Origin of the sequence: Hyphomonas sp. CACIAM 19H1 (genome assembly GCF_003325995.1) — a bacterium.
Taxonomy (GTDB): Bacteria; Pseudomonadota; Alphaproteobacteria; order Caulobacterales; family Hyphomonadaceae; genus Hyphomonas; species Hyphomonas polymorpha.
In genome coordinates this window covers 718,671-738,568 of the sequence record NZ_CP016437.1, presented here as the reverse complement: position 1 = coordinate 738,568, position 19,898 = coordinate 718,671, and the positions used below count along the sequence as shown (strand labels likewise).

Genomic DNA, 19,898 nt, shown 5'->3' with positions numbered 1-19,898 from the left:
TCAACGGCAAGCAACGCGCTTACACAAGCTCCTGCCCTGCATTCTCCACGATCTTCGAACCGTCCCCGTGGTTTGCCAGGCGCTTGTGCGACTCGGCGACACCTTTGAGATAGTTCTTGAGTTGGGCCGCCTGCTGCTCGAAGGTTACAATCCGTTCACGGTAGGGGTTCTCGTAACCCTCGAGTTTTTCAGGGTTATCTAGAATTTCCAGAACGGCCTTCCGAAGAGCAAGATAGTCGAAATCCTCGGCAAGGGGAACGATTCGGCCGTTCTCGCCGTCCACGATGTCCTCGGCTGTTCCGCCGCCATCGGTGGCGATAACCCACACATTGCGGAGCAGCGCCTCACGAACCGTCAGCCCGAAGCTCTCCTTCCACTGCGAAGGAAACATCAGCACGTCGATGCCATCAAAGAAATCATCAAGCGTTTCCTGATTGTAGGCCGGCAGGAACACTGTGTTTGGCGGGAACCGGTCCTTGTGCGTCTCAAAGGAAGAAAAACCGAGATTGAGCGTGTTATCAACGATACACAGCTCGAAATCCCGCTCCTGAGGGATGCCCTCAAAAGCGCGGATCAAATATTGAATGCCCTTGACGGGATGATCCCCCCCGACATAGCCAAACCGGATCTTGCGGCCCTTTACACTGCGATGCTTGCCGGGCGGCGACATCCGCACGCCATTCTTGTTCACCTGAACCCGCTGCGGATCGAACCCATTTGCGAGGTACAGCGACCGCTGAAACACGCTGGGAGTGAGCAACAGCGCAGCATTGTCCAGAATCTGGCGCAACATGATCCGGCGCTGGACGGTGAAGTTGAAGTCGGGAACACACTTCAGGCAGACATTGAGATCGATCTGCTTCTGGAAGCAGTATTTGTCGTTGCCCTTCACCATGAACTGGCGTTCGCATATCCACCAGGCGTCATGCAACGTCACTACATAAGGTATATTCAGCTCGCGGCAGGCATCCGCGACAGAGGCGCTGATTTCCTGAATTGAATGGAAGTGCACAACGTCTGGCTTGTAAGCTTCCAGAATGGTTTTGAACTCAGCCTCCATTTGGAGATTCTGATAATTCATCATCCGGTCCGTCATCGGGGGCAGCTTTATGCCGATGCAGTCCACATCCTTCGCATGATAGCGCTTGAAGGAATAAGGAGCGGCCTCCCCGCCGATGGAGGTCACGACGAGGAAGTCCAGTTCAACGTCGTGCGCGAGCCGCTTCACGACTTCCTCGGCAACAATCGTTGCACCGCCAAAGCTCTGAGGCGCGTAAAACACGTTGGCCACCAGCACCTTGAGCTTGTCTTCGTCGCGCTCGTTGAACTGATCCAGAATGGGGCGCACCTGGGTTTCGGCTATATATCCCGGAGAATAGGTTTCCAGGACAGCTTCCAAGGCGGCCTTGCCAACCCGCAACCGCAGATCAGCGTCTGCGACCAACGCAGCGAGGCTTTGTTCCCACTCTTCATCGTTGGTTGCCAGATAACCGGTTTCGCCATGCCGGATAACTTCACGGAATGTCCGCGTAGCAGAACAGACCGAAGGAAGTCCGACAACGGAGGCCTCCAGATATTTGATATTGCTTTTGGCGTCGCTGAAGAGAGTGGGCTCAAGCGGGGCCAGGCTGATATCAGCCCCGGCAAGCGTCGCAAGGTAGTCCACAAAATTGCTGAATGGCCGGCGCACAATCCGGCTTTCGAACGGCGCCAGAGCCTCTGATATAGTCAGCTCCCCGATAATCTCGAGGATCACATTCTCATTCTTGCGCAGAATGTTGGCCAGCGCTGGGGTTGCCAGCATAAAGTCCACATCATGGGTCTTTGTTCCCGACCCATAAACAATCCGGACCGGACTGCCGGCCTCTTTCGGTTTGCGTGATTTGCGGATGGTTTCGGCTGCTGCCAGCGTTTCCGCGTCCAGACAGTTTTCAACAACGAAAGCGTCCTTCACACCCGCCGCTCTCATATAGTCTGCAATGGTTTCAGTGGAGGCAATGCCGTAATCAACCGCCTGAAGGGCCGACCTGTAAATGGGCACCCCTTCGAGTACCGAAGCGCGGAGTTGGGGCTCGAGACGCGCGAGGTTGGAATTGGTGAGGTAGGCAGGCTCATCGAAAATGAGGTCGTCGACTTCCCAGAAAGTGATCACACCGAGACGTTTGGCCTCCTGAATGACCTCAATCTGCTCAGGATATCCCGGGGTGCGATAGAAGATCGCTATGCTGGCTGTCTGCAGCGCCTTGAGCACCTCATCCTTACGCCACCATTCAAACACCTGCACCGGGATACCCAAGCTTTCGAGATGCCGGACCTTTTGCCACACTCGATACTTGGCACACTGAGGAATGGACAACTCCGCAGAAATAACGACGCGCGGGGCCATGAGCGCTCCGGCCGGGCGGACTACGGGTTGAGCATACACGTCAAAGCGCTTATCCGGCGCCGCCACTACGGCTGCGGAGCCGACATGCACCTCAGCCGGCACACTTGGCGCATGAGGATCATGGCGCAGGCGCACCCATTCGGAGACTCTGCCGGGGGTAACCAGGGCCTTAAATGCCTGTTTCACACCCCGGGCCCGAAGGTAATTGACAGCTCGTTTTCCGAGGGCCGCCCCAGAGCGATAACTGCGCTTCAGCTTGCCCTTTGCACGCCCCGCCAGCAGCCGCGCGCGCCGCACCGGCGCGGTGATACGCCAACTGGTAGAGCTATAAAGCTCCGCAATGACCTGCTCCTTGTGCTGCAGATTTGCTTCCAGCTCCGCCAGGCGGCGTTGCTGGGCCGCGTTTGTATCCGTGATGGTCTGCAGGGCCTGGGAACTGGCCTCAAGAGCCGCGCGGTACTCTTCCAACGAGTGGCGCAACGCATCCCGCTCTCTAAGTGTCGCCAAAAGAACCGCCCGATGCTCCTCTAAATGCTCGCGGATTTCATCGCGTTCGTCGAGAGTCGCGATGAGAACCGCCCGATGCTCTTCAAACTCCTTACGGATCTCATCCCGCTCATTCAGCGTAGCAATCAGGACGGCGCGATGCTCCTCGAACTCTGCGCGAATGCCATCCTTTTCGTTCAAGGTTGCAATAAGTACTGCCCTGTGGTCTTCAAGCTCCCGGCCTACGCCGTCGAGATGCCCTTTCAGATCACGGATCATGCCTTCATTATACTGAATGATTTCTCCAAGTTTTCCAACAAGAAGACTATCCTCCAGAATTCCCCATTCCGGCACCTCGGGGAGCTCGGCATCAGAAGCGATCAGTATTGAATACACGCCGTTCGACAAATGCCGCCGGCTGGCATCAAACCGGCCTCCGCCCAACAGGCGATAGTCGACGAATTCAGCGTCTTGTGCCCCTTCCTCGGGGACGATGAGCGATCCGGTGGTGGCCTTTTGTTGAAGGCCGCGAACGTTACGGAACGCTGAGCCCAGAAGCTCACGGAATTCTTTTTTCGTCAGCTCACTGACGTGAAACTCGTTGTGGTTTCCGTGGATCGTCGAATAAATCTCCTTGTTGGGAGACGACATGATCAGCAGACCGCCTGGAACCAGCACGCGGCGAATTTCAGAAATGAATTTATCGTGGCCGATGAAGTGCTCGATGGTCTCGAAACTGACAACGACATCCACACTATGGTCATCCAGCGGAATGGCCGTGGCGCTGCCACAGATATATTCCAGATTGTCCGTCGTATAACTTTTTTGAGCGTGCCGAACAGCTTCCTCGGAGATGTCGACCCCCTTCACCTGCTCCGCAACCTGAGCAAGCATTGCGGAGCCATAGCCCTCGCCGCTTGCAATATCCAGGACACGTTTGCCTTTGCAATAATGCATGGCGAAGATGTACCGGTGGCGATGTTCCAACTCGACTTCGCCGCCCATCACGGTCGTATAACGCTCGCCTGTGAAGGTCAGCCCGACCTCCGCCACGGGGAATCCCAGCTCGTTGACCTTATCGTTTGCCATTTTCAGGCCTCCGGCTGCGAAGTTACTGTCAAATCGATGTCGAGCATTGGGATACCGACAAGCCCTTTTGCAACGTGCGACGCCGATACTTTAAAAAAGCGCGCATCATCCATCCAGTGATGCTGCACATGGTCGGTCTGGGTGCCTTCGGCGAAGGCGACGTTGATCGAGTAGTCACCGCTCGGCAAATAGGGAAGCTGGAAGCGGAAGCGGGCAATCACGGTTTCGCCGGCGCGCACATGCACGCGGCTGGCCGCATAGGTCAGGAAAGTGTTGTCCCCAAAAAGGTTCTGGCCAAGCCGATCCTTGATGTAGAAACCGGCAATCGGGTGGGCGATATCCTTGTGAGCCTCAATCCGGACTTCAAGAATGACTTCCTCTCCGCCGACCACGGTCTGCAACTCCGCCTCATGCTCGTCGAGCAGGTTGGCGCTCAGGATGGTGGCGCCGCGGTTCCCGAACCAGGGCCCGTTTGGATCAAAATCGAAGATCTGGATTTCGTTGCGGGCAACCGAGCTTTGCAGCATGTCCTTCCGGGGATCCACGACCTTGCGCCCCTGATGCACAGGCGCCTTGCGGGCGCCGCCAATCTGGAACCCGTCCCCCTCGCCATCGCCGTAGAGCGAGGCGAGATAGGAGTAAGAAATATCCTTTGCGGAGCCTTCCGCACGCAGCTCGCCCTTGTCGATCCAGATCGCCCGGTCACAGAGATTCGTAATGGCAGAGGTGTCATGCGACACAAACAGCAGCGTGCCGCGCTCCTTGAAACGGTTGATAAAGCGCATGCACTTCTGGACGAAGGGCGCGTCCCCAACCGACAGGATTTCGTCAACAATCAGGATGTCTGCGTCCACATGCGCCGCCACCGCGAAGGCCAGCCTTGCATACATGCCCGAGGAATAGAGCTTCACGGGCTGTTCCATGAAGTCGCCAATGCCGGCAAACTCGGCAATCTGCTCAAAACGCTCATCAACCTGGTCTTTGGACAGGCCGAGGATCGTGGCCGCCAGGACGACATTTTCGCGACCGGTGAATTCCGGATTGAACCCCGCGCCAAGCTCGAGAAGCGCAGCGATCCGCCCTTCCACTTTCAGCTCTCCCAACGTGGGTGGCAGGATGCCGCTGATCATCTGCAGAAGCGTGGACTTGCCGGCTCCATTGCGGCCGATCACACCCAGGGTCTCCCCTTTGCGGACATCAAAGCTGACATCCCGAAGCGCCCAGTATTCCGAATAATATTTCTTCTGACCGAAGCTGAGCATCTGCTTCAGCCGGTCTTCGGGTTTCCGGAAAATATTGTACTTTTTTCCTAGCCCCTTGGCCGAAATCACAAACTCAGACGACATCTGCAAATCCGCGCCTCAATCGATTGAACGCCACAAACCCGGCAACGCAGACCAGAAGCGACAGCACCGTGGAGCCCCCGAAAAACAGGGGATCCGGCAGCACGCCCCAGAACAGAACATCCTTGGACGCCTCAAGTGACGGGGTCAGCGGGCTTGCCTTCAGGATCGGCTGCAACGCTGCCGGCAATGTTTCGATGGGATAGAAAATCGGGCTGAGAAACATCAGCATGGAGATAATGACGGCGACCACGTGCCTCAGGTCCCGGAGATAGACCCCCAGCGCGCTAAGCAGCCATGCGATCCCTAATGCATACAGCAGGGTGGGCAGAAAAGTTACAGGCAACATGACCGCCGTCAAAGGTGGAAGACCGTACATAACGGTATAAATTGCAACTAAAATTGCCGTACCGATTAGTAGATTGATCAGTGCGCTAACGAGCGTCACCATCGGAAGAATATTCAGCGGAAACACCACCTTTTTCACGTAGCTCACGTTCTCCAGGATCAGCCCAGGAGCGCGCCCCACTACGTCGGAGAATGCGCCGTGAATGAGAATTCCCGAGTAAAGCAGCAGCACAAAATTGGCATCCACTCCCTCCTCGACCACCCAGCGCGGCTGGAAAATATAAGTAAATACAAATGCATAAGTCGCAACCATCAGCATGGGGGTGAATATCACCCAAAAAAGGCCGAATAAGGATCCGCGATACCGTGATTCTAGATCACGTAGCGCCAGCCGAATGATCAGTGTCCTAAGTTGTCCGCCAGAGAGCAGATTGATGAGTTTTTGGGAAATCAACGGCTACGCACCTCAAAGGCTCACTTGTTAGTAGAGCTAAAGTCATGATGGAAGTTGCAAGATAAACCACGCGATGCACCACGATGCCCTTGCTGGTCAACCATGCCGACACCGCCACTGGCAGAAATCCATCTTTATCGGAAGATCGCATCGTGTGCACTTGCCTTAGGCGGCCCAGCACTCCACAACCCTCAAAAAAGACAGCCCAAGCTTACTGGCAAACCATGATCGCACAGCTGCCTCGTATATTCGCCGTAATGTCCGTGTTCTTTGGAACGCTGATGATTTTCATCTTGCCTCCAATCCAAGCACCTGACGAAAATAGCCATTTCATTCGAAGTGTCATGGTAGCTTATGGCAAGCTTGAACAGCACGAGGAATCGGGACAGATCGGACAGCATGTGCCGATAAGTTTGTCAAACTATGTAGATGCTCATGGCTACCTGAAATTTAATCCAGATCGCAAATACCCATACGCTAGCTGGTATAGGGATTCTCATCAAAAGGCGGAGTTTACTCCCACCGAATTCCTACACTATTCGACGCAGGACGCCTCTCCTTTATTATATCTGCCGCAAGCGCTTGGTATTCGGGTAGCGCAGTTTTTTGCCGAGGTAATTCCGCTACGCCCGTTTGATTTCAGCTGGGCCGCAGCCCAGTATGGGGCCCGGCTAGGCAATCTTGTGATGTTCACAGTGGTCGGCGTCATTTCGCTCGCTTACGTGTCGCGCTACCGGCTGGTTGCATTCGCTTCGCTCACCCTTCCGATGGTCATGCAGCAGAGCGCATCCTCGAGTTATGACGCGACCACGCTAGCCGTTGCAGTTGGTTTCTTCGCCCTTTTAACGGGATTGCTGGAACGGCAGCGTGCGCCAAGAAAGGTAGAAATTGCGCTATTGATAATTTGCGCCTTCCTTCTGGGCCACGCCAAGGCGGCGTATGCGCCTTTGCTTTTGTCGGCAGTTCTATTTTATAAGATCGTGGAGCGGCGCGAGTTAGTCTATCTTCTCGGCGGCATGTTCGCGGCATCATTGGTAGGATTTTTGATCACGACGCTCGTGCTTGGGGTGCCTGATAATCCGGTTGCGGCCAGCTATTATGCAGCACAAATTGATTGGTTGAAGGAACATTGGTGGGACGTTCCAAGGCTGATCGCCTACAGCACCTGGCACAATCAAGCGTTGTTGACGATTAGCTACTTTGCTAATTTCGGTTGGCTCGACACGAACTGGGCACTGCCTATGGTGATTTTGCCGGCGGGATGTCTCATGATAGCGGTTCTGGCCGATGGCAGCCTCGGCAAAGGTCTCTTCGGCGCATGGGGCACATCGGTCGTCGTTGCGGGCCTCATTCTGTCCATCACTGCGTTCACACTTGCTATGTATATTTACTGGACTTCTTCAATCGTGCCCGACGGTCAGGGCATAGGAGCTCCGGTCGTTCAAGGAGTCCAAGGCCGCTATTTTTTGCCACTCACCGTATTCGGATTAGCAGTTTTCGCTGCACTGCCTGACTTCATAGCGAAGCGTATCGATAGAATGAGAAATGACGCCGCCCTTGCCCTTGTGACTCTCTCAACTACTAACTTAACATTGATGCTGTTCGCTATTTTGGTGCGGTATTGGGTTCCCAGTTCTTCCTAACACAAAGGGTAGCATAGTGCTGAGAATCTGCATGGCGGCCGGACATTTCCTGCCTAATGTTGGTGGCGTTGAGCGCTACATTTACAATCTAAGTAGAGCGCTTATTCGGCAAGGGTGTGAGGTGTCGGTCCTGACTACCCAGTCAGAGGACGCGCCCTTGATCGAAACCATGGATGGCATTGATGTGTTTCGTTTGCCATCGTTGCATTTGGGAGGGGGACGCCTTCCCGTCCCGAAGCTCTTCAATAAGCAGGTGCTAGCACAACTCGCAGCGGTCGAAGCGTGGCAACCTGACATTTTTGTAATCCACACGCATCTTTTCCTTTCCAACCTCTGTGCTGCTAGGCTGGCTAGGAGAACTCAGACGCCGCAGGTCTTGGTCAATCACGGATCAGGATTTGTGAAGGGCGGAAACTTCGCCATAAACTTGGCACTGCAAGGATACGAGCATCTTTTGGCTAGGCAAATCGGCCGACACAGTGCTGAAGCATTCGGGGTGTCCCAGTCGGCGGCGAAATGGCTCTCGGAGTTCGGAATTGACACTGGGCAGGTTATCGCAAACGGGGTGGATATCGCTTCGATGCCGAAGCGGTCTGCTGAATTTCGCCACCGGTTGGGACTTTCCGACGATGCCTGCATGATTGCCTTTGCAGCGCGACTGCTCCCTGAGAAGGGCGCCGATACGCTGATTGCGGCTTTCAAGAAGCTCAACCCGGCCGATGCGGGACTTGTCATCGCGGGCGACGGTCCGGCGATGGGTGCGCTCAAGGGGCTGTCCGACGGAGACTCCCGCATTACATTCCTCGGCGCTTGCCGCCACAGCGATGTCTTACAGATGTTTGGTAGTGCCGATATTATGGCGTACCCGTCTAGATACCCCGAAGGACAGCCGACCACCGTGCTGGAAGCCGGAGCGATGGGATGCGCGGTGATTGCTAGTCCTCGGGGCGGCACTGCGGAGCTCATCGATAATCCGGATCTGGGCATAATCACTGACTGTCAAAGCGACCTTGAACTCGCCTTAAATAAGCTGATTAACGATGCGGCGTACCGCAAACATCTCGGGACCAATCTGCAGCGCAAAGTACACACGCTCCATGATTGGAGAATCATCGCAGAAAGAGCTGCGGCAACTTTCAGCCGCATAGTGACGAAGCATAAAGAAACGGTCCTCAGCCAATGAAGCGCGTTTGTCTTATTGGTGGGGGAAATATAACAAACCTCCGCCACATCCCGGCCCTGATGAAAAACAAATCGCGAGCGGAGATCGTTGGCGTGATCGGCGCTGACGAAGCTGCCGTGCAGCGTACGGCGCAGCGGGTGGGCGCGGAACACAGTTTGGTGTCGGACCTCTCGAAAACGTCCATCGGCGAAATAGACTGGCTGTCCCACGTCGACCTAGCGGTAATCGGCACCCCGCCACGCACTCATTATGATCTGGCTCAAGCGCTCCTATGCAGCGGCGTCAATGTCCTGGTCGAAAAGCCGGTAACTATTGATCCATCTGCAGCTCAGCTACTGGCAGACAGCGCCGAGCAGACAGGCCGTACTTTGGCAGTGATGCACAATTTTCAGTACGCAAACGGTGCCGCTCGCCTTCACCGACTGATACAGTCCGGTGCGTTAGGAGACATCGCGTCGTTCTTCATGCTCCAGTTCACCAGCAGGAACCGTCGGCTGCCGATCTGGTACAAGGATCTGCCGCTCGGGCTGTTCTTTGATGAAGCGTCACATTTCATATATCTGCTCCGGCGCTTGGGTGGTCCAGTTGAAGTCCTTGACGCTTATGGCCAGTTCGGCCGGGACCCGGTCGACAGAACACCGATCCTCATGAACGCCTCAATGACGGCAGGTGGAACACCCGCGCAACTGATGATCAACTTCAACGCTCCTGTTTGCGAATGGGCGTTTGTCGTCTCCGGTTCTAAACAGCTGGCCTACTATGATTTTTTCCGCGACGTGCTGATCGTTCTGCCAAATGATGGACAACACTATGCGTTGGATATTCTGCGGACATCTGCTTTCTCAACGCTGAGCCACTGGGCTGGGTTTGTGACCAACGGCTTCCGCCTCGTGATGGGAGATCTTCATTACGGCGTTGACCGTGTAGTCGGCAATGTTCTTGATGCGGTTGATGGCGCGCCCTTGCCCGAAGAAATCTCGATACAGAGGGGCCTGGAAACGGTAACAGTCATGCACCGGATATCGACGCTCATTGAAGCCCGCAGGACCCCATAGACTTACCTCAGATGAAACCGTCGCCCTTCAATATCCTATATCAGGTGGCCCGCTTCGGCGTGGTAGGCCTAATGAATGTTGCAATCAACGCAGTCATTTACATGGCGCTAGTCTATTTAGGCGTACACTACATCCTTGCCTCAGCCGTTGGCGCGATCATTGGTGTGCTGAATTCTTTCGTCTGGAGTCGGCTCTTTGTGTTCAAGACTCAAGGCAAGGTAGCCCCCCAACTCGTCAAGACGCTCATGGTCTACGGCGCCCAGATTGCAATCTCCTGGGCAGGCCTAATCGTGCTGATCGAATTTTTTCATATTGATCCGTATTCCGCCTATATACTTAATGTCACCATCGTAACACTAATTAGCTTTCTAGGCCTTAAGTATTTCGCCTTCAGCACACGGAACAAAGCAACAGAAGGGGGGAAACCTTGAGCTTCAGCGCACTCTTCAGACGCTATCGCGCACTCAGCGAGGAGGACAAAGCCTACTATCGTCGGCGATTTGTTGACCTCAAGATTCATGCCCGATCTTCTTTTTCCCAATTCGGCGAAGATTCCAACGTGATGGAACTGTTCAGGACAATCGGCAAACGGAACATAACTTACATTGATATCGGCGCGAATGATCCAGTCATTCACTCCAACACTTATCTGTTCTACCGTGAAGGCGCGTCGGGACTTTTGGTCGATGCCAACCCCAATATCTGCAAGCGCCTTCGCGCCAAACGTCCGCGAGACACCGTAATGCAACGCGGGATCGCCGCACAAAGCAGCGCGCCGATGAAACTCTCAGTGATGGACCTTGACGGCCTGTCCTCCTTACGCCCGGAATGGAGTGAACGGCTGAACGAAGAAGGCATTGCCCACAAGGTATCAGAAATAGAAGTGCCGGTCTTTGGAATCAACGAAACCCTAAAAGAGTTCGGCAGGACACAGATTGATTTTGTTTCGCTGGACATTGAAGGCTTAGACTTCGAAGTAGCTTCCGCTTGGGATTTCGATCTTTATCGCCCTCAACTATTCTGCATCGAGACCGGTACTGTGACCAAAAGTCAGCACGTCAAGAACACGGATTTCTACGAGTTGATGCATTCAAGGGGCTATGCGCCGTTGTTCGAGACGTTTGCGAACACGATCTTCCAGGACTTGCACCTTAGTTGATGATGCCGCAGAAGCGGTGGACGCAGGAATACAAGGGACGCACCCTTTCGCCCTAGGTTGTGGGTGCAACTGACCTGTAGGCTCGCATCAGCTTCAGCTGAGGATAAATTGGATCGCGCGGAACATTCAGTATGTCAAAGTTCAGCGCTGCCAAAAGCAGCTGAACCCCCAGCATGACCGGCAAAGCAGACAGCATAACTAATCCTGGGGATGCAATATCGAAGGCATCCGCCCGCGTCACGAAATGCCGAAATGCAACCATTGCACCGAAGACGATCAGTACCATTCCGAATATTGTTTCGAGGGTCGCAACCGTGAAATTGCGGATGATGTAATGCCCTACAAATCGCTTAAAGGCGTTGCGCGTATGGTAAAAAAGAAATGGTAGCACCACTCTCCGTACGCTGAGATTGCTTTCCTCATCGGCATAGATAGCTGGCATCGCTACATCGCGCACCACCGCTCGCATTGCGCCCAGATGGTATAGTACGTCCGACTCGAAGAAGTAGCGTTTCGCTACATTTCGTGTTGCCAATTCTCGGGCCACTTCGGCATGGATTGCAGTGTACCCATTGGTGGGATCAAAGACATTCCAGTAGCCTGACGACACCTTTGACATCAGGCTAAGCGCAGAGTTTCCAAACAGCCGGATGAACGGCATGCCCTTCACATGAGACAGGCTCGAGAAACGGTTACCTTTGGTGTAATCGGCCACGCCGCTGGCGATCGGCAAAACCAGCGGGCCCAGCCATCGCAGGTCCATCTGATTGTCCCCGTCAACCTTGACGATGATCCTTGCGCCCAGTTCACAACACTTGCGGTATCCTGTCATCACCGCGCCGCCAACGCCCTGGTTCTGCGCGTGCTCGATCACATGGAAATTGGGACGATTACTACAGGTGGTGGCGAAAGCGCCGCTGCCTTCCGGGCATTTGTCGTCAACCGCGACAACCCCTTCGACCCAGTCTGGAATGGCGGCCAGCACATCGGCGATCTGGTTTTTCACCCGAAACATCGGAATGACGATCCAGACCCCCATTTCGGCCAGCTCGTCGCGCAACGCTTCCCGCTCGGTTGGCATGATGAAAGGAGGCCGACCGCCCGGCTCTGTCACAGACATTTTACACTTCCCCAGAGCCCCTCAGCATCAACGGCCTGTCTGACGCGATCATTTCGCTGGGTCAACCCAACTGTTTCCCAATTCCGGAAACCGACGCAAAATACCTTTTAAATCAATTCTATTCGGATTATTCCCAAGCAGTTCACGCTTGACCATCGGAATACCAGCGGCAAGCACCTCGTCCCATTGAAAGTGCATCGGGTTGAGCTCCGGCAAATGGCGCAGCCGCCGCGCCAGTTCGATAGAACGGTCTGGCTCGGCGGGGCTCATATTCCGTGCCGCAACTGCCAGGCGGGCCAGCGATCCCGGAGATTTCCGGGCGGCGAACAAGGCACCCAGCGACAACCCTGCATCGCTCAACGCCCGGGTCAGCCCGACCTCATAACTTTCGATCAGCCCGGCCTTGGAGTCCCGGGCTTCAATCCCGCGCCAGAAACTTTTGAAGGCCTCCGAGGTGAAGGCCCTGCGCTTATAGCAAACGAACCAGGATTGGATGTGCCAGCCATACTCCCAACTGGCCACCAGGCCGCAGACATCGTTTGGCAGCGCGCTGACCCGGTCGAACAGGCTGTCAGCGGGAAACAGGGGCCCCAGAACACTGTCATTGGCCAGGCAAAGTTCATCATAGGCATCCAGCGGCCCCAGCGCACTGATCGCGTCCCGCCAGGCCCCGAAATCATAACCCTCATTCTCGCGAATGATCAGGTCGGTCGCCACTTCCAGCAGATGGCCGCGGTCGGATACCTCAATTGGGCTGTTGCTGACCACAACCAGGCGCGCCACATGCTGGCGATACCATGTCAGCAGTTTCATGGCCGAAGACGATAGTCCGCCGTCAGCATCATAATGTACGAAGATCATACAGCGGGAGGGCAAGGTCAGACGTCCGGATAACCAGTCTGCCGTATGCATATCAGAGGGCTCTCCTTGTCAAACCCCCGCATGCCAGCGCACGACCGTTGCCGGACCGTCGCCTTACTTGACGATCGACCCGTCTGTGATAAGGCGCCAGCTCGCGCCGTCTGAAAAAGCAGGCCCGGCCCCGGCGCTCGCATCCGAAACAAAGACAAGGGCCCCTGCCGGATAGGCGGCCGCCGCCGGAAGAGTAGCAACCGTGTAAGCCGCCAGGCGCATCGGCTTCTCAATGTGCACCGCTTTGGGCGAGGCCCGGAAAACATAGTCGTCTGCGCCGCCGCCAAGATTGTGGAAAACCTGAAATTCGGGCGCCTGCCCCGTGGCGGTATAGGCCGGGCGAGCCTCGACGCGGACATTCATTCTCTGCGTCAGGGTCTGGAAACCGAAATCGACCAGATCGATTCCGGGATTGGCCGATTTCTGTTCGAAGATCGCCCCTGCAATGCCTTGAGAGGAATCATTGATCAACCGCAGAGACACCTGGCCGAGATTGCCGCCGCCTTCTATCTCCACGCCTGCTGTACCCGTTGTTCCGGTGTTCACCAGCTTTGCCCCATCGGGCAGCACCGCGCCCTGATGCAGAACCAGCCGCCCGGTGGCCCGCTCGACCTGCAGCGCCGAAACGAACGCTTCCCCATCCGGTGATACCCGGATGCTGAGATCATCATTTCCGGTAAGGCCGATTTCGGCCCGGCCGGAGAAGGCATCCTGAAATACGAGAGAGGCGGTGGCCGCTTCGCTGGCCTTGTTGATGATCTTGCGCGCACTTCCAGAGCCCGGCGTGACATCATCATGGCTGAGCAGTTCGGCGTCGGACTTCACGATGAACCGGCTTACTGCGTCAGGTTCGGCATTTATGCCACCACGGCCAGCCACCAGAACCGGCAGGTCAGTCCAGGCACTCCCCGTAAAAAACCTCAGCCTTTGCTGATCAAGGTCAAACGCAATCAGGCCTGGCCGGGGCAAGACGAACTGCCAGCCCGCGTCCATAAAAGCTGCCAGCGCACCCTCCGGGGCGCCGGCCCATTCCGTTCCATCTGCATCCGCCGTAAGAATGTAAACATCGCCTTCAGACGGGCTCTCGGGCTGCAGCGCCACCTCAGCGGAAACTACACAAAGCTGTACCAGCGTATCCATACGCCGGAGGGCTTCGTTGAGGGTCACATGCTTTTGGGCCTGGTTGGGTTGAAGATAGGGCAGGCCAAGGCGAGGGGTATGGGTCATCAAGGGGCTCCGATCGGCATAAACACGTCACGGAAACTAGCCCCGGGCAGAATCCCCCCGGATTGGCGCGGCGCAACCTGTTGCGCCTGCCGGGAAACGGCGGCGGGCCGCCGCGCGCCTGTCCCCAGAATCGATCAGAACGGAGTGCTGAAATCCCGGAATGCGGGTGCCTGCTCATCTTTTTGCGAAAGCACCGGTGTGATGCCCGCCAGCCCCCAGTCGATGGCCAGGTCCGGATCGTTCCATTTTACCGATCCATCGCATTCCTTGGAGTAATAATTGTCCACCTTGTAGGCGATCTCTGTATTCGGGACCAGCGTTGCAAACCCATGCAGGAAGCCGCGCGGCACGAAGATCTGCACACCATTTTCAGCCGAAAGCTCTGCTTTCACCCATTTGCCATAAGTGGCCGAGCCTTTGCGGACATCCACCGCCACATCCACAATCGCGCCCCGCAACACCCGCACCAGCTTTGCCTGCGCATATGGCGGCGACTGAAAATGCAGGCCGCGCACCGTGCCCGTCTGCACCGACAGAGAGTGATTATCCTGCACGAAATCGGCATCAATACCCGCCGCCTTGAACCGCGCGGCGCTGTAGGTCTCGCTAAAAAAGCCGCGGTCATCGCCAAACCGCTGCGGCGTCACCAGCTTCACATCAGCAATCTCCAGCGATTCCACTTTCAACGACACGGGCATTCCCTCACGGCTAACTTTGAACGCGCGCCTTGTGTCACAGCTTGCCCCAGGCTTCCAGCCGACAATCAAGCTGCAGCATCGGCTTCAGCCCGCAGTTGCACCGGGAAGGCACACGTGATACCGCCTGCGAAGCATATAAAGGATCGTTGATATGACCGCCAAAACCCTCCCCAAGGACTATTTTGTGAAGGACATTTCCCTGGCCGATTTCGGCAACAAGGAGATCGCCATCGCTGAAACGGAAATGCCGGGTCTCATGGCGGCGCGTGAAGAGTTTGGCCCCAGCCAACCGCTCAAAGGCGCCCGCATTGCTGGCTCCCTCCACATGACGATCCAGACTGCCGTGCTCATCCAGACACTCGAAGCGCTCGGCGCCGACGTTCAGTGGGTCTCCTGCAACATCTACTCCACCCAGGACCACGCCGCCGCCGCCATCGCCGCCAACGGCACCCCCGTCTGGGCCTATAAGGGCGAAACGCTGGAAGAATACTGGGATTATACCGACCGCCTCTTCCACTGGCATGATGGCGGCGCGCCCAACCTCATCCTTGATGACGGCGGCGATGCAACGCTCTACCTCGTCCTTGGCGAGAAGGCCGAAGCCGATCCGTCGGTCCTGAAAAATCCCACCTCCGAAGAAGAGAAAATCCTCTTCGCCCAGATCCGCAAGCGCATCGCCGCCAGCCCCGGCTGGTTTGGCAAGACCAAGGCCGGCATCAAGGGCGTTTCGGAAGAGACCACCACGGGCGTCAACCGCCTCTACCAGATGGAAAAGCGCGGCGAACTGCCCTTCCCGGCCATCAACGTCAACGACTCGGTCACCAAGTCGAAATTCGACAACAAATATGGCTGTAAGGAATCGCTCGTCGATGCCATCCGCCGCGGCACCGATGTGATGATGGCTGGCAAACGCGCCTTCGTCGCCGGTTATGGGGATGTCGGCAAAGGGTCGGCTGCCTCCCTCTCCGGTTCGGGCGCGCGCGTCGCCGTCTCCGAAATCGATCCGATCTGCGCCCTGCAGGCGGCGATGGATGGCTATGAAGTTACCACGATGGAAGAAGCCGCCCCGCTGTTCGACATCTTCGTCACCGCAACCGGTAACAAGGACATCATCAAGGTCGATCACATGCGCGCCATGAAAGACATGGCGATCGTCTGCAATATCGGCCACTTCGACAATGAAATTCAGGTCGATGGGCTGAAGAATTTTCAGTGGACGAACATCAAGCCGCAGGTGGACATGATCACCTTCCCGGATGGGAAACGCATCATCCTTCTCTCCGAAGGCCGCCTCGTGAACCTTGGCAACGCCACCGGCCACCCGTCCTTCGTGATGTCGGCCTCCTTCACCAACCAGACGCTGGCCCAGATCGAACTCTGGACCAAGGGCGGCGAGTACGCCAACAAGGTCTACACCCTGCCCAAGCATCTGGATGAGAAAGTGGCCCGCCTGCACCTTGGGAAACTGGGCGTCAAACTTACCGAACTTTCGGGCGAGCAAGCCTCCTATATCGGCGTTGAAACCAGCGGCCCGTTCAAACCGGATCACTATCGCTATTGATCTGGCGGCGGGAGAGCGGCCCTTGTCTCAAACCTTCATCCTCACCCTGAGTTGTCCGGACCGGGTTGGCCTCGTGGCCAGCCTTGCCCGGCTGATGGAGGAACATGGCTGTTTCATCATAAACTCCCGCACCTTTGGCGATCCGGAGACAAACCGCTTCTTTGCCCGGCTGGTGTTCAGCCCGCCGGGCAATGGCGGCTCGCTAGATGCGATCAAGCAGGCCATGACGCCTCTGGCGGCCGAGATTGAAGCCGACTGGCTGATCCGCCCATCGGACGAAAAACTCCGCACCCTGTTGATGGTGTCAAAGTCGGATCATTGCGCAAATACGCTGCTGTATGCAGCCCGCCGCAATGAACTTCCCATCGAAATCACAGGTATCGTGTCCAATCACGAGTCCCTGAAATCCACTTTTGCCCATTGGGGCCTGCCCTGGTTCCATGTGCCCGTCTCGACGGCCAGCAAGCCAGAAGCTGAGACGCGCCTTTATGAAATCATCCAGGAGACACGCTCGGAACTGGTCGTCCTTGCCCGGTACATGCAGGTTCTCAGCGAAGATGCCTGCCACCGCCTGGAAGGCCGTGTCATCAACATCCACCATTCCTTCCTGCCCGGCTTCAAGGGGGCCCAGCCCTATCACCAGGCCCATGCCCGCGGCGTGAAGGTCATTGGCGCCACTGCCCATTATGTCACCGCCGATCTCGATGAAGGCCCGATCATCACCCAGGCCACCGAAGCCATTGATCACACCTTTACGCCCGAAGACATGGTGGAAACCGGCCGTCACATTGAAGGCATCGCTCTTCTGCGCGCCGTGAAGGCCCATGCCGAACATCGCATTTTCCTGAATTCCGGCCGAACGGTCGTGTTTGCCCGGTAAGCTATTCCAAGAGGAGCCCAGAATGCCCCTGAAATCCCATGAGTTCACCAGCGAGAGTGTCGCCGAAGGCCATCCCGACAAGGTGTCGGACCAGATTTCCGACGCCATCGTGGATCTGTTCCTGAGTAAGGACCCGACCTCGAAAGTCGCCGTGGAAACCCTCTGCACGACCAACCGCGTGGTTCTGGCTGGTGAAGTGCGCACCAACAATGGCGCCGTTGTCACGCCTGACGAGATGAATGCGGCTGCCCGCGCCGTCGTCAAGAAGATCGGCTACGAGCAGGAAGGCTTCCACTGGCAGAACATGACGGTGGACAACTACGTTCACGGACAGTCTGCCGAAATCGCCCAGGGCGTGGAAGAAGGCCAGGGCCTCTTCAAGGAAGAAGGCGCCGGCGACCAGGGCATCATGTTCGGCTACGCCACTGACGAGACGCCGGAGCTGATGCCCGCCACCCTCGTCTACTCCCACCAGATCCTGGAAAAGCTCGCAGAGCTGCGCCATTCGGGCAAGAACCCGCAGCTGGAGCCAGACGCGAAAAGCCAGGTGACGCTGAAATATGAGGGTTCGCGCCCGGTTGGCGTCAACGCCGTCGTCATCTCTCACCAGCACAAGGCCGGCGTCAGCCAGGACGAGCTGCGCGAGATCATCCGCCCGGTCGTCAAATCCGTGCTGCCCGAAGGCTGGTTCCCGCCGGAAGACAAGTTCTACATCAACCCCACCGGCAGCTTCGTCATCGGCGGCCCGGACGGCGATACCGGTCTCACCGGCCGCAAGATCATCGTGGACACCTATGGCGGCGCAGCCCCTCATGGCGGCGGCGCCTTCTCGGGTAAAGATCCGTCCAAGGTGGACCGCTCAGCCGCTTACGCTACGCGCTATCTGGCCAAGAACATCGTGGCCGCCGGCCTCGCCAGCCGCTGCACTATCCAGGTCTCCTACGCCATCGGCGTGGCCCAGCCCCTGTCGATCTATGTCGACACCCATGGCACTGGCCAGGCAGACGAGGCCCGCATCGCCAAGGCGCTACGCGAGCTGTTTGACCTGTCGCCCAAAGGCATCCGCACCCATCTGAAGCTTGCCAGCCCGATCTACGCGCCCACGGCCGCCTATGGCCATTTTGGCCGCGTTCCCGGCGCAGACGGCACCTTCACTTGGGAAAAAACCGACCTCGCCAGCGAGCTGAAACGGCTGGTGAACTAATACCTACTGTAGCAAGCGCTACAGTTTTCAGCGTTCAACCGGGCGATGGCCTCATGCCGGCGGCCATCGCCCGGATCAACTAAAACATTGACGAAAATGGCAGGCCTGCACGATGCTGGTTTCAGCAACTCTCATTTGTAAAAAGGGGATGCGGAAATGGCACTGGGAGGCGCAAACCCGGCCTATCATCGGCGGTCCTTGATCCTGGGGCCGATCGCCCCTGCGAAGATGCGGGGTGTCGAAATTGGCGCGCTGTGCAATCCGCTTATTCGAAAAAATGAAGGCGACGTCCTGTATGTCGACTATGCCGATACCGAACATCTGCGGGCAAATCAGTTTTCAGATTCGGTCCAGCCGGAAGACATTGTTGAGGTAGACATCGTTTGGGGTGAAAAGCCCCTCGCCGACTGTCTCGGCAAGCCTGTCGATTATGTGGTCGCGGTGCATGTTATCGAACACGTGCCGGACGTGATCGGCTGGCTTTGGGAGATACATGACGCCCTGTGTGAAGAGGGGTATCTCTCTCTGGCGATCCCCGACCGGCGCTACACATTCGACATACTCAGGCCCGAGAGCACGGCCGGGGAGCTGATCCAGGCATATCTGGAAAAACGCCGTATACCGACGCCCGCCCAGAAATTCGACTTCACGTCACTCTGGCGCCATGTGGATACGCAGGAAGCATGGAGAGGGTATCCTGATCTCAATGCCCTGCGCCCGGTTGGCCCGGAAAATGTGGAAGTCGCCTTCGCGCAAGCCAAGGAAATCCACGAAACCGGAAGGTATTTGGACTGTCATTGCTGGGTATTCACACCCGAGAGCTTTCTCAAATGCCTGGTTCTATTGGATCGGCTTGACCTCTTCCCCTTTGAAGTGGTCAACTTCCTGGATTCCCCGCAGGACGAAATGGAATTTCTGATCCATCTGCGCAAATCCGGTGATCGGGCAAACCGCAGTGCCTCTATTGGGGCCGCACTGGATGATCTCCGCAGGGCTCAAGCCATTTTTGCCGATGCCTCGGCCATGGAAGCCGAAATCCATTCATTGAGAGCAGAAATCGACGCCCTGAAAGCATCGACGTCCTGGCGCATCACGCAACCTCTCCGAAAGCTGCGCGAGCGCTTTGCGTAATTTGTCTCAAGGCCCGGCG

General features: G+C 56.6%; 16 protein-coding genes. 9 read left to right on the top strand and 7 right to left on the bottom strand.

The features are described 5' to 3' along the window. Positions 1-19 precede the first annotated feature (19 nt). The 3 genes from BBF93_RS03565 to BBF93_RS03555 are packed head-to-tail and all read right to left on the bottom strand — an operon-like array spanning position 20 to position 6,106. Positions 20-3,961 carry a glycosyltransferase gene (locus BBF93_RS03565; protein WP_114104986.1) on the bottom strand — a complete coding sequence of 1,314 codons (3,942 nt, stop codon included), beginning with the start codon at positions 3,959-3,961 and terminating at the stop codon, positions 20-22. A gap of 2 nt (positions 3,962-3,963) precedes the next feature. Continuing rightward, on the bottom strand, positions 3,964-5,307 hold the full coding sequence (locus BBF93_RS03560; protein WP_114104985.1) for an ABC transporter ATP-binding protein: 1,344 nt from the start codon (positions 5,305-5,307) through the stop codon (positions 3,964-3,966). Beyond that, positions 5,297-6,106 (bottom strand): ABC transporter permease, encoded by an 810-nt coding sequence (locus tag BBF93_RS03555; protein ID WP_114104984.1) that lies wholly within the window; start codon positions 6,104-6,106, stop codon positions 5,297-5,299. Before BBF93_RS03555 ends, BBF93_RS03560 begins: the two co-directional genes overlap by 11 nt. Before the next feature lie 257 nt (positions 6,107-6,363). Between BBF93_RS03555 and BBF93_RS03550 the strand changes: the two genes are divergently transcribed. From BBF93_RS03550 to BBF93_RS03530, 5 genes are read left to right on the top strand one after another with little or no spacing between them, the layout of a single operon-like run. Further along, on the top strand, positions 6,364-7,749 hold the full coding sequence (locus BBF93_RS03550) for a DUF2142 domain-containing protein (RefSeq protein WP_233349259.1): 1,386 nt from the start codon (positions 6,364-6,366) through the stop codon (positions 7,747-7,749). A gap of 31 nt (positions 7,750-7,780) precedes the next feature. Next, a complete protein-coding gene (locus BBF93_RS03545) occupies positions 7,781-8,932 on the top strand; it encodes a glycosyltransferase family 4 protein (protein ID WP_114104982.1) in 1,152 nt (383 codons plus the stop codon). Next, positions 8,929-9,987 carry a Gfo/Idh/MocA family protein gene (locus BBF93_RS03540; RefSeq protein WP_114104981.1) on the top strand — a complete coding sequence of 353 codons (1,059 nt, stop codon included), beginning with the start codon at positions 8,929-8,931 and terminating at the stop codon, positions 9,985-9,987. Before BBF93_RS03545 ends, BBF93_RS03540 begins: the two co-directional genes overlap by 4 nt. A gap of 11 nt (positions 9,988-9,998) precedes the next feature. Beyond that, positions 9,999-10,418 carry a GtrA family protein gene (locus BBF93_RS03535; protein WP_114104980.1) on the top strand — a complete coding sequence of 140 codons (420 nt, stop codon included), beginning with the start codon at positions 9,999-10,001 and terminating at the stop codon, positions 10,416-10,418. Then, positions 10,415-11,146, top strand: coding sequence for an FkbM family methyltransferase (locus tag BBF93_RS03530; protein ID WP_114104979.1), 732 nt, complete (start codon positions 10,415-10,417; stop codon positions 11,144-11,146). The genes BBF93_RS03535 and BBF93_RS03530 overlap by 4 nt, the downstream gene beginning before the upstream one ends. Before the next feature lie 52 nt (positions 11,147-11,198). On the opposite strand, the gene BBF93_RS03525 is transcribed toward BBF93_RS03530, so the two are convergent. The 4 genes from BBF93_RS03525 to rfbC form a co-directional block, all read right to left on the bottom strand. Then, positions 11,199-12,266 carry a glycosyltransferase family 2 protein gene (locus BBF93_RS03525; protein WP_233349257.1) on the bottom strand — a complete coding sequence of 356 codons (1,068 nt, stop codon included), beginning with the start codon at positions 12,264-12,266 and terminating at the stop codon, positions 11,199-11,201. Between the two features lie 48 nt (positions 12,267-12,314). Then, positions 12,315-13,178 carry a rhamnan synthesis F family protein gene (locus BBF93_RS03520; protein WP_114104978.1) on the bottom strand — a complete coding sequence of 288 codons (864 nt, stop codon included), beginning with the start codon at positions 13,176-13,178 and terminating at the stop codon, positions 12,315-12,317. A 63-nt stretch (positions 13,179-13,241) separates the two neighbouring features. Next, the gene (locus BBF93_RS03515) at positions 13,242-14,405 is read right to left on the bottom strand and encodes a DUF2793 domain-containing protein (RefSeq protein ID WP_114104977.1); all 1,164 of its coding nucleotides are present in this window, start codon (positions 14,403-14,405) and stop codon (positions 13,242-13,244) included. Between the two features lie 134 nt (positions 14,406-14,539). Beyond that, entirely contained in the window at positions 14,540-15,091 is a 552-nt protein-coding gene (gene rfbC, locus BBF93_RS03510) for a dTDP-4-dehydrorhamnose 3,5-epimerase (RefSeq protein WP_162786645.1), read from the bottom strand. Between the two features lie 163 nt (positions 15,092-15,254). Here rfbC and ahcY point away from each other — a divergent pair, with 163 nt between their 5' ends. The 4 genes from ahcY (at position 15,255) to BBF93_RS03490 (ending at position 19,879) form a co-directional block, all read left to right on the top strand. Next, entirely contained in the window at positions 15,255-16,664 is a 1,410-nt protein-coding gene (ahcY, locus tag BBF93_RS03505; protein ID WP_114104975.1) for an adenosylhomocysteinase, read from the top strand. 22 nt (positions 16,665-16,686) lie between these two features. Further along, positions 16,687-17,544, top strand: coding sequence for a formyltetrahydrofolate deformylase (gene purU / locus BBF93_RS03500; protein WP_114104974.1), 858 nt, complete (start codon positions 16,687-16,689; stop codon positions 17,542-17,544). Positions 17,545-17,566: 22 nt separating this feature from the next. After that, on the top strand, positions 17,567-18,748 hold the full coding sequence (gene metK, locus BBF93_RS03495; protein WP_114104973.1) for a methionine adenosyltransferase: 1,182 nt from the start codon (positions 17,567-17,569) through the stop codon (positions 18,746-18,748). Between the two features lie 198 nt (positions 18,749-18,946). Further along, entirely contained in the window at positions 18,947-19,879 is a 933-nt protein-coding gene (locus BBF93_RS03490) for a methyltransferase domain-containing protein (RefSeq protein ID WP_162786390.1), read from the top strand. The last annotated feature ends 19 nt before the right edge of the window (positions 19,880-19,898 follow it).

What these genes read in the sequence shown, in the direction of transcription:
- ahcY (WP_114104975.1), top strand. Translation starts at nt 15,255, where the DNA reads ATGACCGCCAAAACCCTCCCCAAGGACTATTTTGTGAAGGACATTTCC.
- BBF93_RS03515 (WP_114104977.1), bottom strand. Translation starts at nt 14,405, where the DNA reads ATGACCCATACCCCTCGCCTTGGCCTGCCCTATCTTCAACCCAACCAG.
- BBF93_RS03560 (WP_114104985.1), bottom strand. Translation starts at nt 5,307, where the DNA reads ATGTCGTCTGAGTTTGTGATTTCGGCCAAGGGGCTAGGAAAAAAGTAC.
- BBF93_RS03550 (WP_233349259.1), top strand. Translation starts at nt 6,364, where the DNA reads ATGTCCGTGTTCTTTGGAACGCTGATGATTTTCATCTTGCCTCCAATC.
- BBF93_RS03565 (WP_114104986.1), bottom strand. Translation starts at nt 3,961, where the DNA reads ATGGCAAACGATAAGGTCAACGAGCTGGGATTCCCCGTGGCGGAGGTC.
- metK (WP_114104973.1), top strand. Translation starts at nt 17,567, where the DNA reads ATGCCCCTGAAATCCCATGAGTTCACCAGCGAGAGTGTCGCCGAAGGC.
- BBF93_RS03535 (WP_114104980.1), top strand. Translation starts at nt 9,999, where the DNA reads ATGAAACCGTCGCCCTTCAATATCCTATATCAGGTGGCCCGCTTCGGC.
- BBF93_RS03525 (WP_233349257.1), bottom strand. Translation starts at nt 12,266, where the DNA reads ATGTCTGTGACAGAGCCGGGCGGTCGGCCTCCTTTCATCATGCCAACC.
- BBF93_RS03540 (WP_114104981.1), top strand. Translation starts at nt 8,929, where the DNA reads ATGAAGCGCGTTTGTCTTATTGGTGGGGGAAATATAACAAACCTCCGC.
- BBF93_RS03520 (WP_114104978.1), bottom strand. Translation starts at nt 13,178, where the DNA reads ATGCATACGGCAGACTGGTTATCCGGACGTCTGACCTTGCCCTCCCGC.
- BBF93_RS03545 (WP_114104982.1), top strand. Translation starts at nt 7,781, where the DNA reads ATGGCGGCCGGACATTTCCTGCCTAATGTTGGTGGCGTTGAGCGCTAC.